The sequence below is a fragment of the Photorhabdus asymbiotica genome, from assembly GCF_003634575.1.
In the GTDB taxonomy this organism is placed as follows: Bacteria; Pseudomonadota; Gammaproteobacteria; order Enterobacterales; family Enterobacteriaceae; genus Photorhabdus; species Photorhabdus asymbiotica.
Genome location: NZ_RBLJ01000004.1, coordinates 190,169 through 205,172, shown reverse-complemented (window position 1 = coordinate 205,172; position 15,004 = coordinate 190,169). Strand labels below are relative to the sequence as shown.

Here is a 15,004-nt window from a genome sequence, read left to right as displayed (position 1 = left end):
GAAGCAAAACTATCATGAAAATAGCCAATAAACTTGTTCATACGGCAACAAATGGGATTCTTATTTTTTTCTCTTTTTATTTACGGTCATCAGCGGCAAGAATAATGTGAATGGCGAATCGGGTAAGGCAATAAAACCGTGATACTGGTAAAATTGCGCTGCATTATCGTCTTTTGCGTCAACAAGCAGTGCATAAGACGCAATTTCGGAACGAATAGTCCTCTCAAGCGCATCAGCTAACAATGCCCCACCAAGTCCCTGATTTCCGAATGTATGATCAACAGCCAATCTCCCCATCCGAACTGCCGGCACTGTTGGATATCGAGGCATTTTCCTAATAATGGCTGTCGGTAGGTCAGTCAACTGAATACTGGCAGCAGCCAGAGTGTAATACCCCGCCACTTGATGATCATAAAGAGCAACAAAACAAGCCGCTACACGGCGCTTCACATCCTGACCGACCTGTTTTTGAAAATAGCGATCTAGCGGTTCTGAACCACTATAAAACGAATTGCGATCGTGTCTTTCGTTAAGTTGCATAACATCGAACATCGTAGCACTCATTTTGATCGTAATAGCGCGCGGCGACGTGCAAATGCACGTTTAAGCGCCGGCGTAGGTTCCTGTGGATTCAGTAACGCCTGCGCAAAACATTCCTGATCAGCCAGAGACAAACGGAGTACTTCTGACCGTTCAATCGCGCGCTGTGCGGCATCTTGCGCAGCAGACACAACAAAATCAGTCATAGTACGTCCCTGAATCTCAGCGGCACGTTTAATCAGAGCGTGTAGATCAGAACTCATGCGCGCCTCAAAACGCGCGGTAGAAGCAGCCATAATAAACCTCGACTAAAATTACCCGGCAAATTTCCGTACAAATAATATCTTAGTCACTTCTTGAGCAAAATGCTACTTTCAACTACTGGTTTTAATTAGCATTCCCTCGCTTGATGCAAACTGGCCTACAGTTGGCATCATTCACTCCAAATATTAAAGGGCCTTAACTAGATTGAGAAGGCAAATCCAGGGTGCTTCCGGTCCAACGGGCTTTCAGCTTGTCTTTAGTAACTTGCAATCGTTGTGCTTCAATTAACTGCCTCTGTTGGCTGGATACTTATACTTCACCCACATTTAAATATAAGCAGATGAGAAAAACTTCCAATATACGTACTGCTTATTTCATATCAATGACAGGTATTTCGAAGAAGAGGAAGAAATATCAGGGCGTACTGAATACACCCTGTTAGTCTCTTTAAATCAGGGATTAAAATTTAACAAACATCTCGTGAATTTTCGCCGGATCGTGGGTTTCAGTCAGCGCTAATTGTAAAAGCACTCTGGCTTTTTGCGGATTCAGGCGTTCAGATGCGACAAAACCATATTTACTATCATCCACTTCCGCATCTTGAGTGACATAACCTACCGGTACACGGCTTGCTCTCACAACTACAACCCCGTCTTTAGCTGCCTTGGCCAAAGTATCGAAAATCGTTTTGTACATATTACCATTGCCAACCCCTGCGCTGATGATCCCTTGATAACCATCCTTCAACAACGCTTTCGCAGGCAGATCAGAGGCATTCGCATAGTTATAAACGATGCCGACTTTTGGCAACTTATCCAGTTTGCTGACATCAAAAATAGCCTTGTCCGCTCTTGGCTTAGCTTCAGCGTAATAATTGACTTTGCCGTTATGAATAAAACCTTCAGCACCAGCATTAATTGGCTGGAATGCCTGAACTTCAGTAGTACTCATTTTTACCACGGTACGCCCGCTGATAACCGCATCATTCATTGCCATCAATACGCCACGTTTGGCCGATGCTTTATCTCCGGCAACCACTACCGCGTTATACAGATTTAATGGGCCATCAGCCCCCATTGCTGTCGATGGGCGCATAGCCCCAACCATAACAATCGGCTTTTGACACTGAGTAGTCAGATCGAGAAAGTAAGCAGTTTCTTCCATCGTGTCTGTGCCGTGTGTGATAACAAAACCATCGGTCTTATCGCAATCAGCATTGATTTTTTTCGCCAAAGTCAGCCACACCTGATCATTCATATCCTGCGAGCCGATGCTCACCACCTGCTCACCTTTCAGGTTCGCGATATCTTTGATCTCAGGAACAGCGTTGACTAATACATCAATACCCACTTTTCCCGCAACATAGTTGGATTCCGTTGCAGATTCGCCCCCACCTGCAATCGTTCCTCCAGTCGCCAAAAGCGTAATATTTGGCAAAGCAATAGCAGAACTACTAATTAATGCCAATAAACTGGCTAATGCTGTGTGTTTCATCTTTTTCATGCTTCTTCCTTAATAAAAAATATCCTGCCAAATTATGGATGATGATAACAATAAATCTGTGATACATACTAGACTTTAGCTACTGAAAAAAAACTCGTATGATGAGCGCCCCGTAACGAGCATTCATAAGTGAATACCATGACGCAAACCTTTATTCCCGGCAAAGATGCCGCACTGGAAGACTCAATCAATCGCTTTCAGCAAAAACTGCAACATCTTGGTTTTAATATCGAAGAAGCCTCCTGGCTGAATCCGGTTCCTCATGTCTGGTCAGTGCATATCCGTGACCGCGATTGCCCTTTATGTTTTACCAACGGTAAAGGGGCAAGTAAAAAAGCCGCTTTAGCTTCTGCTTTAGGGGAATACTTTGAACGTTTGTCAACCAACTATTTTTTCGCTGATTTCTATTTAGGACACGCTATCGCTAACGGTGATTTTGTCCACTATCCCAATGAAAAATGGTTTGCTTTACCCGAAGATGATTCGCTACCAGCAGGTATTCTGGATGCCCGGTTACGTAAATTTTATGATCCTGAAAATGATTTATCTGCAAGTCAGTTAGTCGATTTGCAATCAGGTAATGAAGAGCGTGGTATCTGTTCACTGCCATTCACCCGTCAATCTGATCATCATACCATCTATATTCCAATGAATATTATTGGCAATCTTTATGTTTCCAATGGTATGTCAGCAGGTAACACGGTTAATGAAGCCAGAGTTCAGGGGTTATCCGAAGTTTTTGAGCGCTATGTCAAAAACCGGATTATTGCAGAAGGCATCAGCCTGCCAGAAATCCCGCAGGAAGTCATGAATCGTTATCCGGGGGTTGTTGCAGCAGTCAACACATTACAAGATGAAGGTTTCCCGCTCTATTGTTACGACGCCTCTCTAGGTGGACAATTCCCGGTGATTTGCGTGGTTCTGTTTAATCCCAATAATGGGACTTGCTTCGCCTCATTTGGTGCACATCCTGATTTTGGTGTGGCGCTGGAGCGTACCGTTACCGAGCTGTTGCAAGGTCGCGGTCTAAAAGATCTGGATGTGTTCAATGCACCGACTTTCGATAATGAAGAAGTTGCAGAACATACCAATCTGGAAACGCATTTTATTGATTCGAGCGGTTTGATCAGCTGGGATTTATTCAAACAAGATGCTGATTATACTTTCTCTGACTGGAGTTTCAGCGGTACGACAGAAGAAGAGTTTGCTACCTTAATGGCTATCTTCAAGCAACTGGATGCTGAAGTTTATATTGCTGATTACGAACACCTCGGTGTTTATGCCTGCCGTATTTTGGTTCCGGGTATGTCTGATATTTATCCAGTGGAAGATTTACATATTGCCAATAACACGATGGGAACTCATCTGCGAGAAACTTTATTAGCACTACCGGATAGCCAATGGCAGCCTGAAGAATATCTGGCACTGCTTGAGCGATTAGATGAAGAAGGTCTGGATGATTTTACCCGCGTTCGTGAGCTGCTTGGTATTGCGGTTGGTAAAGATAATGGCTGGAGCAATTTACGTATTGGTGAACTGAAATCCATGTTGGCATTGGCGGGCGGTGATCTGGAACAAGCGCTGATTTGGGTAGAATGGACTCAGGATTTTAATGCCTCAGTCTTCACGACCGAGCGAGCTAACTATTATCGCTGTCTGCAAACACTGCTCTTACTTACTCAGGAAGCAGACAAAGAACCTGCGCAATATTATCAGGCATTCGTAAAAATGTACGGACAGGAGGCTGTTGAAGCAGCTTCAGCAGCTATTTCTGGTGAAAATTGTTTTTACGGCTTGTGGTCAGTCGATGCAGATTTAAAATCACTATCCGCTCATCAGGCTTTATTAGCCGCTTATGAGAAATTGCAAAAAGCAAAACGCGATTTCTGGAACGCAAAATAAAATTGTAGAAAAGACAATTTATCGTTAAAGGTAAAATTCAGGTTAAATTCAATTTATTTAAAACAACAAATAAATAACAATTTAGCCTGTAATTTTACTTATCAAACTTCCTTTCGGTGGTTAAATAAAAAAATATAATAATTTTTAAAATTTTTTTATTTTATTAAAATCAATAAATTAACTGGAATTTTAACCGTTTTAACCCTCAAAACAGCGTCCACTCTTTGAGGATTATGATCTATATCAAATTCATACCATCGAGCCTTTGTTACTATCGTTACGTACCATGACTAATTAATCATAAAGAGAAGTTAGTATGAAAGCTGACACCCCTTTTAATTTATTATCTCCTGCGGTAATAGCAAAATTCGCTGATGATGTTGGTGTTTATAAAACCACTAAACATCCTGCAACCACCTATATATCAGCAATAACCGCCGGTTTTTTTATTTCTATTGCCTTTGTTTTTTACATCACCGCGACCACAGGCACTGAATCTGTCCCTTATGGATTAGCTAAATTAGTCGGCGGAATCTGTTTCTCACTTGGATTAATGTTAGTTGTGGTTTGTGGCGCAGATTTATTTACTTCCACCGTGCTGACGATTATTGCCAAAGCAACCGGACGTATAACCTGGAGTCAAATGTTTAAAAACTGGCTTAACGTTTATTTCGGTAATTTAGTTGGCGCGTTATTTTTTGTCACCATTATCTGGTTTGCCGGTCAATATCGTGTCGCTAATGGATTATGGGGCCTGAATGTACTACAAACTGCTGACCATAAAGTGCACCACACTTTCATTGAAGCCATGTTTTTAGGCATTCTTGCCAATTTGATGGTTTGTCTCGCCGTTTGGATGAGTTATGCCGGACGCAGTTTAATAGACAAAATATTTGCCATGATTTTACCCGTAGGCATGTTTGTTGCTAGCGGTTTTGAACACAGTATTGCTAACATGTTTTTAATTCCGCTTGGTATTGTTATTAAGAATTTCGCCCCCACTGAATTCTGGATCAATGTGGGAGCAACACCTGAACAATTCTCTCAACTCACTGTTTCGCACTTTATTACTGATAATTTAATTCCGGTCACTATTGGCAACATTATCGGTGGCGCTGTTTTAGTGGGTTTGACTTACTGGTTAATTTATCTGCGTAGCGAGCAAAAACATTAATTAGCTCCCGCGCCTGATTTTTCAAAAGTTCGATTATTAAATAAGGTAGAAGTATCATGACTGAGTTAAATGAAAAATTCTCTGTAGCATGGCAAGGTTTTAATCAGGGTGACTGGCAACACGAAGTCAACATTCGTGATTTCATCCAGAAAAACTATACGCCATATGAGGGTGACGAATCTTTCCTCGCAAGCTCTACCAAAGCAACCGATGTTTTGTGGGAAAAAGTCATGGAAGGTATCAAAATCGAAAACCGTACTCACGCACCGGTTGATTTTGATACTGATATCGCTGCTACCATTACTTCCCACGATGCGGGTTACATCGAAAAAAATCTGGAAACTATCGTTGGTCTGCAAACTGAAGCACCATTAAAACGCGCACTGATCCCCTTTGGCGGTATAAAAATGGTGGAAGGCTCATGTAAAGTTTATGGCCGTGAACTCGATCCTAAATTAAAACAAATTTTCACTGAGTACCGCAAAACACATAATCAGGGTGTTTTTGATGTTTACACACCCGATATTCTAAAATGCCGAAAATCTGGCGTGCTAACAGGTTTGCCTGATGCCTATGGCCGCGGTCGCATTATTGGTGACTACCGCCGTGTTGCAGTCTACGGCATCGATTTCTTGCGTGACGATAAATTAGCCCAATTCAATTCATTGCAGGAAAAACTGGAAGGCGGTGACGATCTGGCGATGACCATCCAGTTGCGTGAGGAAATTGCTGAACAGCATCGTGCTCTGGGCCAAATTAAAGAGATGGCAGCTAAATACGGCTATGATATTTCTGGCCCGGCCACTGATGCCAAGGAAGCGATACAGTGGACTTATTTTGCTTATCTGGCGGCAGTTAAATCTCAAAATGGCGCTGCGATGTCTTTCGGTCGCGTTTCCAGCTTTCTGGATATCTACATCGAACGTGACCTACAAGCCGGTAAATTAACCGAAGTTGAAGCGCAGGAATTAATCGACCATCTGGTCATGAAGCTACGTATGGTGCGTTTCCTGCGTACACCTGAATATGACGAACTATTCTCCGGTGACCCAATCTGGGCAACAGAATCTCTGGCAGGTATGGGGCTGGATGGCCGCACACTGGTGACTAAAAACAGCTTCCGCTTCCTGAACACCCTGTACACCATGGGTCCGTCACCAGAACCCAACATGACTATCCTGTGGTCCGAAAAACTGCCGGTAAATTTTAAAAAATTCGCGGCAAAAGTTTCCATCGACACCTCATCTTTACAGTATGAGAACGATGATCTGATGCGTCCTGATTTCAACAACGACGATTACGCGATCGCTTGTTGTGTCAGCCCGATGATTGTAGGTAAGCAGATGCAATTCTTCGGTGCCCGTGCAAACCTGGCTAAGACCATGTTGTACGCAATCAATGGCGGCGTGGACGAAAAACTGAAAATGCAGGTTGGCCCGAAGGAAGAGCCAATGAAAGATGAAGTACTGGACTACGACAAAGTGATGGCCCGCATGGACCATTTCATGGATTGGTTAGCAAAACAGTATGTCACAGCATTAAATATCATCCACTATATGCATGACAAATACAGCTACGAAGCCGCACTGATGGCTCTACATGACCGTGACGTTCATCGTACTATGGCATGTGGCATTGCCGGTCTGTCTGTCGCCGCTGACTCACTATCTGCGATCAAATATGCCAAAGTCACGCCGATCCGTGACGAAAACGGTTTAGCTGTTGATTTCAACATTGAAGGTGAATATCCACAATTTGGTAACAACGACTCACGCGTCGATGATATCGCCTGTGATCTGGTTAAGCGCTTCATGAAGAAAATCCAGCAACTGAATACTTACCGTAACGCGGTTCCTACTCAATCCGTTCTGACTATCACTTCCAATGTGGTTTATGGCAAAAAAACCGGTAATACGCCTGATGGACGTCGCGCTGGCGCACCATTTGGCCCCGGCGCAAACCCAATGCATGGTCGTGATCAGAAAGGTGCCGTTGCTTCTCTGACCTCTGTGGCTAAACTGCCATTCGCCTATGCGAAAGACGGTATTTCTTACACTTTCTCTATTGTCCCGAATGCGTTAGGCAAAGATGATGAAACACGTAAAACTAACCTGGCTGGTTTACTGGATGGTTACTTCCACCACGAAATTGACATTGAAGGTGGTCAGCATCTCAACGTTAACGTGATGAACCGTGACATGTTGCTTGATGCCATGGAAGACCCTGAGAAATATCCTCAGCTCACCATTCGGGTATCTGGCTATGCCGTGCGTTTCAATTCATTAACTAAAGAACAACAGCAGGATGTGATCACCCGTACTTTCACTCAATCTATGTAATAATTCACTATCAAAGGCCCTGAATTTCGGGGCCTCTATTCGTTTATCCTGCCAGTTTTGGAGAAATTCTGTTATGTCGGTACTTGGCCGTATCCACTCTTTCGAATCCTGTGGCACCGTTGACGGTCCCGGTATCCGGTTTATTGTCTTCTTTCAAGGCTGCCTGATGCGCTGTCTTTATTGCCATAACCGCGATACATGGGATACCCACGGCGGCAAAGACGTTACTGTCGAAGAACTCATAAAAGAAGCGACAACCTATCGTCATTTTATGAATGCATCAGGGGGTGGTGTTACCGCATCGGGGGGTGAAGCCATTCTTCAAGCTGAATTTGTGCGTGATTGGTTTCGAGCCTGTCGTGCCGAAGGTATCCATACCTGTCTTGATACCAATGGATTTGTCCGCCGCTACGATCCGGTTATTGATGAACTCATGGATGTGACCGATCTTGTCATGCTTGATTTGAAACAGATTAATGATGAAATTCACCAAAAATTAGTCGGTGTTTCAAATCACCGCACTTTGGAATTTGCTCGCTATCTGACTAAACGTAATCAAAAAACCTGGATTCGTTATGTTGTAGTGCCGGGTTGGTCTGATGATGATGAATCCGCTCATAGGCTGGGTGAATTTACCAGTGATATGAAAAATATTGAAAAAATCGAGCTTCTACCCTATCACGAACTGGGTAAACATAAATGGACAACTATGGGGGAAGAATATCAGTTGGAAGGTGTGAAACCGCCGGCAAAAGAGACCATGGAGAGAGTGAAAAATATTTTAGAAAGCTACGGGCATAAAGTTATGTATTAATTAAACGACTTAATTTTTATTTCTAAAAATAAAGAACTTGAATGCATTTTTGATTTTTATAGAACGGATAACCATGAATGCTATTTCAATAAAATAACGAATAAAATATTAAGATATAAGTCGTTTATACCCAATAGATTTCGAGTTGCAGCACGGCAGCAAGGGAGCGATGCATCTTGAAATCCATAGGGTATATATGATCCAATTGACCTTTATTTCCAATTGAATCTATAGACGAACAACCTGCCGATATTAACCCCTGTTTATGGCCCTTTAGGGTTAAATAAATTAAGTCTGACATATACACTCCTGCTTAGCGTTAAAATACCAATGACTAACTATTAACGGGAATTTCCATTCTACATAAAAAAACATTCAATGGAATTAAAACCATTCCAATCATATGGGTTGTAGGTTAATTAAATTCATCCACAGGTAACATTGAAACACTTTGTTACAGTTATTTTCAATTTAATACAATTAAAAACATTTAGAAACATATTGTATAAAAACAATCAATGATTTTGGCTTATTTTCCTTATTTAAGATTTGATGATTAATGAGATTAATATAATATACTTACCAGATCTCTCAAGCTGACTGTACCATCTGAGATGCAGCCAAAAAGCGATTTAAAGTATTATGAATCAACAAATAAATTGGAAAAATATATGGATAATCAAAACCAAAATTTTAACTCCAACACTATACCCGACCATCAAGAACTATTTATTCCTAATGGTCAGTCCCTCAGTAGCATAGAAGGTGTGAAATGGATTAGTGAAGCGTGGAAACTTGCCAAAAGTAATTGGGGGATGTGGATACTATTCTGCGTTATCTATCTTATATTTGTAGCTGGTTTCCAGTTTATTCCTTTTATTGGAGGATTTGTTGGAATTTTTAACCCAGTATTTATCGGTGGCATTATTGCCGCGTGTGAACAACAGAGAACTACCGGGGAATTCGAACTCGAACTGTTATTCAACGGATTTCAGAAAAATTTTGCATCACTACTTGGCGTTGGTGCTTTATCGTTTGGAATTATATTCCTTGGTATTATTGCAATGCTTATTATCGATGGAGAAGAAATAACTGAGATCTTATTTTCCATACTTCTCAATCAAAATGCTTCATTAAAAATATTTGAATACAGCTCACCTACACTATTTTTTAGCGTCTTTGCTTTGACAATTTCCTACATTATTGCTATCGCTTTAACATGGTTTGCACCCGCATTGATCATTATCCACAATTTGAAATTTGGCGCTGCTATATCCATGAACCTGAAAGCAGTGAAAAAGAATTTATTGCCCGGCCTATTATTCTTTATCATCTCGACGGTCCTTATTATAATCTCGTTGATAACTTTCGGTTTAGGTTTTCTTATCTCTATGCCAATACTTTTAGTTAGCTATTATTCCTCTTACCGTAGCATTTTTATCAGTAAGGAAAACGTATCCTCTTTAACTGCCTAAAAAAATACATCTACTACCTGCTGAAAATAGCCACTTTATTTTCAGAAAATAAATAAAAATATCCACAATTGTTAAAGAAGGCAAGGAAGCCTTATATTAATCAAATTAACAGAGAAAAAAGAATAGAGCAGTTTAAAAACATGAATAACTATTAAATAAATAGGTTTTAATTTTAGTGCCATTATATACCTGTTGCTTTTTTGGTTCTAAACCTAAAAAATCAAATATAAGAAAAGGAAAAATGAGAAAGCCAAAGGTTAAGACAATGACTTTTAATAACAGTGTAAAACATACCCACCATAAAGCCCAATATAACCCAGTAAAAAAGATAAATCAGGATAATAATAGATTAATTAGGCCATTTATTTTTCCAAGAGGTCATATTTTAATAGCGTTTTAACCGCAAGAGAAAACTTTTTTATAAAAAATTAAATGTCTATGTTTAAAAATCGACATTGAAATATAAATGTTAATTAATTTACATGAGGAAACTGCAATATATTACATAAATAGCTTAGCGAATCGCTTTGATAAAGTTAGCAATGCAAGTAACCTTTTGTTTAAAAACACATCAAAAATTTCTCCTTAATTATGTCCATTTACTACTTGTCGATTAATAAAATTAATATAATATATTCGCCGGCTTTCTCAAGCTGGCTGTAGTTTTTGAAATGCAAATAAAGAAGTTATTCATATAAATCAACAAATAAATTGGAAAAATTAATGGATAATCAAAACCTCAATTTTAATTCTGGCTCTATATCTAACAATAACGAGGTATTTATTCCTGGTGGTCAGTCCGTCCGTGGCGGAGAAGGTACGAAATGGATTGGGCAATCATGGGAACTTGTTAAAAGCAAATGGGGTATGTGGATACTACTTACCATTATCTATTTTGCAGTTATATCTGGTTTACAGTTTATTCCTTTTCTTGGGCTATTTTCGGGAATCTTAGGTCCAGTATTTATTGGTGGAGTTATGGCTCTATGTGAAAAACAGAGAACTACTGGAGAATTCGAATTAGGACTGCTATTTAGCGGATTTCAGAAAAATTTTGCGTCGCTAATTGGCGTTGGGGCTTTATCATTTGGTATTATGCTCCTTGGATTTATTGCAACTTTTATCATAAGCGGTGGTATATTAACCAATATATTGTTAGCCAGCCAATATGGTGAACCTTACGCTGAAATTTCCCAAAACGACCTGTCTCCATTATTTCTTGCTCTCCTTGTTTTGTTTGTCTTCGGCCTCGTTGCCAGCGCTTTAGCTTGGTTTGCCCCAGCGTTAATTGTTATCCATAATTTGAAATTTGGCGCTGCCGTATCAATGAGCCTGGAAGCCGTGAAAAAGAACTTATTACCCGGTCTCTTATTCTTTATTACCATTGGGGTAATATTCATAATCTCCATAATTCCTTTCGGTTTAGGGCTCTTAATCTCTATGCCTATAATTTTAGCGAGTTATTATTCATCTTACCGTAGTATTTTTATCAATAAGGGAAAATCATCTGCTGTCATTAGCTAAACTGAGTAACTTTATTTTCAGCAAATGAGTAAATAAGATAAAAAAAGCGCCAATTTGGCGCTTTTCTTTTAATTAACACAATATCAATCAATATATTCTAAGCCGCCCATATATGGACGCAATACTTCTGGAATTTCAATACGGCCATCGGCTTGCTGATAGTTTTCCATAATAGCAACCAAGGTACGGCCAACCGCCAAACCAGAACCATTGAGAGTATGGAGCAGTTGTGTCTTCTTGTCCTCTTTACCACGGAAACGCGCTTGCATGCGGCGAGCCTGGAAGTCCCACATGTTAGAGCAGGAAGAAATTTCACGATAAGCGTTTTGAGCCGGTAACCAAACTTCCAGATCATACGTTTTACATGCACCAAAACCCATATCACCAGTACACAGTAAAACTTTACGGTAAGGCAGATTCAGTAATTGCAACACTTTCTCTGCATGACCAGTCAGCTCTTCAAGGGCATTCATTGATTCCTCAGGATGCACAATCTGAACCAACTCAACTTTATCAAACTGATGCATACGAATCAGACCGCGTGTATCACGGCCATAAGACCCCGCTTCTGAACGGAAGCACGGAGTATGAGCCGTCATTCTCAACGGTAATTCGCTTTCATCCAGAATTTCATCACGGACCAGATTTGTTACCGGAACTTCAGCGGTTGGAATTAGCGCGTAATGACTTCCTGTTTCTTCTTCCAGCGGCTTAGTATGGAAAAGATCTTCACCAAATTTTGGCAACTGTCCCGTACCATATAAGGTGTCATGGTTTACCAGATAAGGAACGTAAGTTTCCAAATAACCGTGCTGTTCTGTGTGAAGGTTCAGCATAAATTGAGCCAAGGCACGATGCAGACGAGCAATCTGCCCTTTCATCACCACAAAACGCGAACCAGTCAGTTTAACCGCAGCAGCAAAATCCAATCCATTTGCCAGTTCACCTAATGAAACATGATCTTTGACTTCAAAATCATATTTACGCGGCTCACCCCAGCGGCTTACTTCCAGATTATCATTCTCATCTTTACCTACCGGTACAGAGTCATCTGGAACGTTAGGGATATTTAAAGCCAAATCGCGGATTTCAGTCTGAAGTTTTTCCAGTTCGGATTTCGCTGTATCCAACTTTTCACCTAACTGGTTCACTTCCTGACGTAATGGATCAATATTTTCACCACGGGCTTTTGCTGCACCGATAGCTTTCGATCGAGAATTACGTTCTGCTTGCAGGGTTTCAGTTTCAACTTGTAAAACTTTGCGGCGCTCTTCTTGTTTGCGCAGCGTATCCACGTCAAGGGTATAGCCCCTGCGAGCCAGTTTTTCGGCGACTGCGTCTAGCTCATTACGCAGTATGTTTGGATCGAGCATGCTAGTCCTGTGCTTGTCGTTATTAAGATAGATGATATGAACAGGCCCACAAGTTAATGGACCATAAGATATTTTTACCTGTCAACCTTACCGCAACAATAACGTTAGCGATAGCGTTTTATAGGGCTATTTTGATCCTGCTCTGCAAGCCAGGCCAGTTTTTCACCTATTTTGCCCTCTAAGCCTCTATTTGACGGATGATAATAGCGGGTTTCCTGCATTTCAGAGGGAAAATAAACTTCACCCGCCGCATAAGCATTAGGTTCGTTATGAGCATAGCGATATTCCGCGCCAAGCCCCATCTCTTGCATCAGTTTTGTCGGTGCATTACGCAAATGGGCGGGAACATCATAATCAGGTTTTTCCCGCGCATCGGCCATCGCTGCTTTAAATGCGGTATAAACCGCATTGCTTTTCGGCGCACAGGCAAGATAAACAATCGCTTGAGCAATTGCCCTTTCACCTTCTGCTGGCCCAACACGGGTAAAACAATCCCATGCAGCAATAGCAATCTGCATTGCTCTGGGATCAGCATTGCCAACGTCTTCAGAAGCAATCGCCAATAAACGACGTGCAACATACAATGGATCACCTCCGGCGGTAATAATCCGGGCATACCAGTAAAGCGCAGCGTCAGGTGCAGAACCACGTACAGATTTATGCAGTGCTGAAATCAAATCGTAATAACGATCGCCTTTATTATCAAAACGGGCGCTGCGTTCTCCGCTGATTTCATTCAATAGTTCAGGTGTCAAAACCCTTTGCCCCTGAACATTGTTTTCTGCCATATCCGCCATCATCTCCAGAAGGTTCAGTGAACGACGGGCATCACCCGTAACCAGTTCCGCAATCATGTGACGGGTATTTTCAGGCAAAACGATATTTTGACCATGATAACCGTTATTTTTATCATTCATGGCCTGATTAAGGACCTGTTCAACTTCTTCTGTTGTCAATGATTTAAGCAGATAGACACGCGCTCGTGAGAGTAAGGCAGAATTCAGCTCAAAAGAGGGATTTTCTGTCGTAGCACCGATAAAGGTAATCGTGCCGTCTTCAATATGCGGTAAAAAAGCATCCTGTTGGCTTTTATTAAAACGATGTACTTCATCAACAAATAGAATAGTTCTCCGCCCTGCATTACGGTTTTGACGTGCTTTTTCAATCGACTCGCGTATTTCTTTAATGCCAGAAGTGACCGCAGATATCCGTTCAATATCAGCCTGTGCATAATGCCCAATAATTTCAGCTAATGTTGTTTTCCCGGTTCCCGGTGGCCCCCATAAAATCATAGAGTGTAATTGTCCCGCCCGGATAGCTCTTGGCAGTGGTTTCCCCTCAGCCAACAAATGCTGCTGACCGATATATTGCTCTAATGTTATTGGCCGCATACGCGCGGCCAGCGGCTGGAATTCATTTTGTGAAAAATCGAGGGACAGATTGCTCACTTAAACCTCACTGGCGCTGATCATCCAGCGTGACGCCTTTCGGTAGAGTAAAACTGAATTTTGCCGCATCCACATAGGTGTTTTGCTGCCCTTTTAATTGATAAGTGCTTTTTTGTCCATCCTGCTCAACAGCCGAGAATTTCTGGATAGTGCCGTCAGCCGTTACCGTAATAAAGAAACGTTTCAAGTTGCCATTTGCATTATTCGGTGTCAGTTTAAAATCATTCCCTTTCTGAATGATTTTATATTGAGACCACTCTTTAGCATCGTTACGGGTAATCAGCATAAATGGAGTGTTTCCTGTTGCATCTTTTAGCCAAGTGGCCGTTACTTGTTCAACAAATGGATTATAGAACCACAACGTTTTGCCATCCGATACCAAAACACTTTCATCCGGTGATGTCATATGCCAGTTAAACAAGTTTGGGCGTTTAACCCACAATTGCCCTTCACCTTCCTGAATTGTTGTACCATCATTACTGGTCACTGTTTGAGTAAAACTGGCATGAAAACTACTTACTTTGCCCAAACGGTCCTGTAAATTCCGACTAGCATTCGCCCATACAGAAGTGACACTTATGCTAGCCATCAAACAACCCATCAATATCAACTTTTTCATGTAAGAGATACCTTCACTCAGCGTTATTC

At 41.3% G+C, this 15,004-nt stretch carries 12 protein-coding genes and 1 pseudogene; 6 read left to right on the top strand and 7 right to left on the bottom strand.

Going from position 1 to position 15,004, the window contains the following annotated elements; all coding sequences use genetic code 11:
• Positions 1-60: 60 nt before the first annotated feature.
• The 3 genes from BDD30_RS16775 to ansB all read right to left on the bottom strand — a co-directional run bounded on the left by BDD30_RS16775 (position 61) and on the right by ansB (position 2,307).
• Entirely contained in the window at positions 61-552 is a 492-nt protein-coding gene (locus BDD30_RS16775; RefSeq protein ID WP_015834963.1) for a GNAT family N-acetyltransferase, read from the bottom strand.
• An 8-nt stretch (positions 553-560) separates the two neighbouring features.
• A complete protein-coding gene (locus tag BDD30_RS16770; protein WP_015834964.1) occupies positions 561-836 on the bottom strand; it encodes a type II toxin-antitoxin system TacA family antitoxin in 276 nt (91 codons plus the stop codon).
• Between the two features lie 427 nt (positions 837-1,263).
• A complete protein-coding gene (gene ansB, locus BDD30_RS16765) occupies positions 1,264-2,307 on the bottom strand; it encodes an L-asparaginase 2 (RefSeq protein WP_015834965.1) in 1,044 nt (347 codons plus the stop codon).
• A gap of 138 nt (positions 2,308-2,445) precedes the next feature.
• Here ansB and ycaO point away from each other — a divergent pair, with 138 nt between their 5' ends.
• The 4 genes from ycaO (at position 2,446) to pflA (ending at position 8,536) form a co-directional block, all read left to right on the top strand.
• Positions 2,446-4,209: a 30S ribosomal protein S12 methylthiotransferase accessory factor YcaO gene (ycaO, locus tag BDD30_RS16760; RefSeq protein WP_041382095.1), complete on the top strand. Its 1,764-nt coding sequence runs from the start codon at positions 2,446-2,448 to the stop codon at positions 4,207-4,209.
• A 316-nt stretch (positions 4,210-4,525) separates the two neighbouring features.
• The gene (focA, locus tag BDD30_RS16755; RefSeq protein ID WP_015834967.1) at positions 4,526-5,383 is read left to right on the top strand and encodes a formate transporter FocA; all 858 of its coding nucleotides are present in this window, start codon (positions 4,526-4,528) and stop codon (positions 5,381-5,383) included.
• A gap of 56 nt (positions 5,384-5,439) precedes the next feature.
• Entirely contained in the window at positions 5,440-7,722 is a 2,283-nt protein-coding gene (pflB, locus tag BDD30_RS16750; protein WP_015834968.1) for a formate C-acetyltransferase, read from the top strand.
• A gap of 73 nt (positions 7,723-7,795) precedes the next feature.
• Entirely contained in the window at positions 7,796-8,536 is a 741-nt protein-coding gene (gene pflA, locus BDD30_RS16745) for a pyruvate formate lyase 1-activating protein (RefSeq protein WP_015834969.1), read from the top strand.
• 193 nt (positions 8,537-8,729) lie between these two features.
• Here pflA and BDD30_RS24315 read toward each other — a convergent pair.
• A pseudogene (locus tag BDD30_RS24315) lies at positions 8,730-8,837 on the bottom strand (type VI secretion system tube protein Hcp); the annotation flags it as partial.
• Between the two features lie 370 nt (positions 8,838-9,207).
• Between BDD30_RS24315 and BDD30_RS16735 the strand changes: the two are divergent.
• On the top strand, positions 9,208-10,011 hold the full coding sequence (locus BDD30_RS16735; RefSeq protein WP_041382097.1) for a BPSS1780 family membrane protein: 804 nt from the start codon (positions 9,208-9,210) through the stop codon (positions 10,009-10,011).
• Positions 10,012-10,734: 723 nt separating this feature from the next.
• A complete protein-coding gene (locus BDD30_RS16730) occupies positions 10,735-11,535 on the top strand; it encodes a BPSS1780 family membrane protein (protein WP_041382099.1) in 801 nt (266 codons plus the stop codon).
• A gap of 83 nt (positions 11,536-11,618) precedes the next feature.
• Here the strand turns inward: BDD30_RS16730 and serS are convergent, their stop codons facing one another.
• The 3 genes from serS to lolA form a co-directional block, all read right to left on the bottom strand.
• A complete protein-coding gene (gene serS / locus BDD30_RS16725; RefSeq protein WP_015834972.1) occupies positions 11,619-12,908 on the bottom strand; it encodes a serine--tRNA ligase in 1,290 nt (429 codons plus the stop codon).
• Positions 12,909-13,012: 104 nt separating this feature from the next.
• Positions 13,013-14,356: a replication-associated recombination protein A gene (locus BDD30_RS16720; protein ID WP_015834973.1), complete on the bottom strand. Its 1,344-nt coding sequence runs from the start codon at positions 14,354-14,356 to the stop codon at positions 13,013-13,015.
• 7 nt (positions 14,357-14,363) lie between these two features.
• Positions 14,364-14,975 carry an outer membrane lipoprotein periplasmic chaperone LolA gene (lolA, locus tag BDD30_RS16715; protein WP_015834974.1) on the bottom strand — a complete coding sequence of 204 codons (612 nt, stop codon included), beginning with the start codon at positions 14,973-14,975 and terminating at the stop codon, positions 14,364-14,366.
• Positions 14,976-15,004: the final 29 nt, after the last annotated feature.

What these genes read in the sequence shown, in the direction of transcription:
- BDD30_RS16735 (WP_041382097.1), top strand. Translation starts at nt 9,208, where the DNA reads ATGGATAATCAAAACCAAAATTTTAACTCCAACACTATACCCGACCAT.
- BDD30_RS16730 (WP_041382099.1), top strand. Translation starts at nt 10,735, where the DNA reads ATGGATAATCAAAACCTCAATTTTAATTCTGGCTCTATATCTAACAAT.
- BDD30_RS16775 (WP_015834963.1), bottom strand. Translation starts at nt 552, where the DNA reads ATGTTCGATGTTATGCAACTTAACGAAAGACACGATCGCAATTCGTTT.
- lolA (WP_015834974.1), bottom strand. Translation starts at nt 14,975, where the DNA reads ATGAAAAAGTTGATATTGATGGGTTGTTTGATGGCTAGCATAAGTGTC.
- serS (WP_015834972.1), bottom strand. Translation starts at nt 12,908, where the DNA reads ATGCTCGATCCAAACATACTGCGTAATGAGCTAGACGCAGTCGCCGAA.
- ansB (WP_015834965.1), bottom strand. Translation starts at nt 2,307, where the DNA reads ATGAAAAAGATGAAACACACAGCATTAGCCAGTTTATTGGCATTAATT.
- pflB (WP_015834968.1), top strand. Translation starts at nt 5,440, where the DNA reads ATGACTGAGTTAAATGAAAAATTCTCTGTAGCATGGCAAGGTTTTAAT.
- BDD30_RS16770 (WP_015834964.1), bottom strand. Translation starts at nt 836, where the DNA reads ATGGCTGCTTCTACCGCGCGTTTTGAGGCGCGCATGAGTTCTGATCTA.
- ycaO (WP_041382095.1), top strand. Translation starts at nt 2,446, where the DNA reads ATGACGCAAACCTTTATTCCCGGCAAAGATGCCGCACTGGAAGACTCA.
- pflA (WP_015834969.1), top strand. Translation starts at nt 7,796, where the DNA reads ATGTCGGTACTTGGCCGTATCCACTCTTTCGAATCCTGTGGCACCGTT.
- focA (WP_015834967.1), top strand. Translation starts at nt 4,526, where the DNA reads ATGAAAGCTGACACCCCTTTTAATTTATTATCTCCTGCGGTAATAGCA.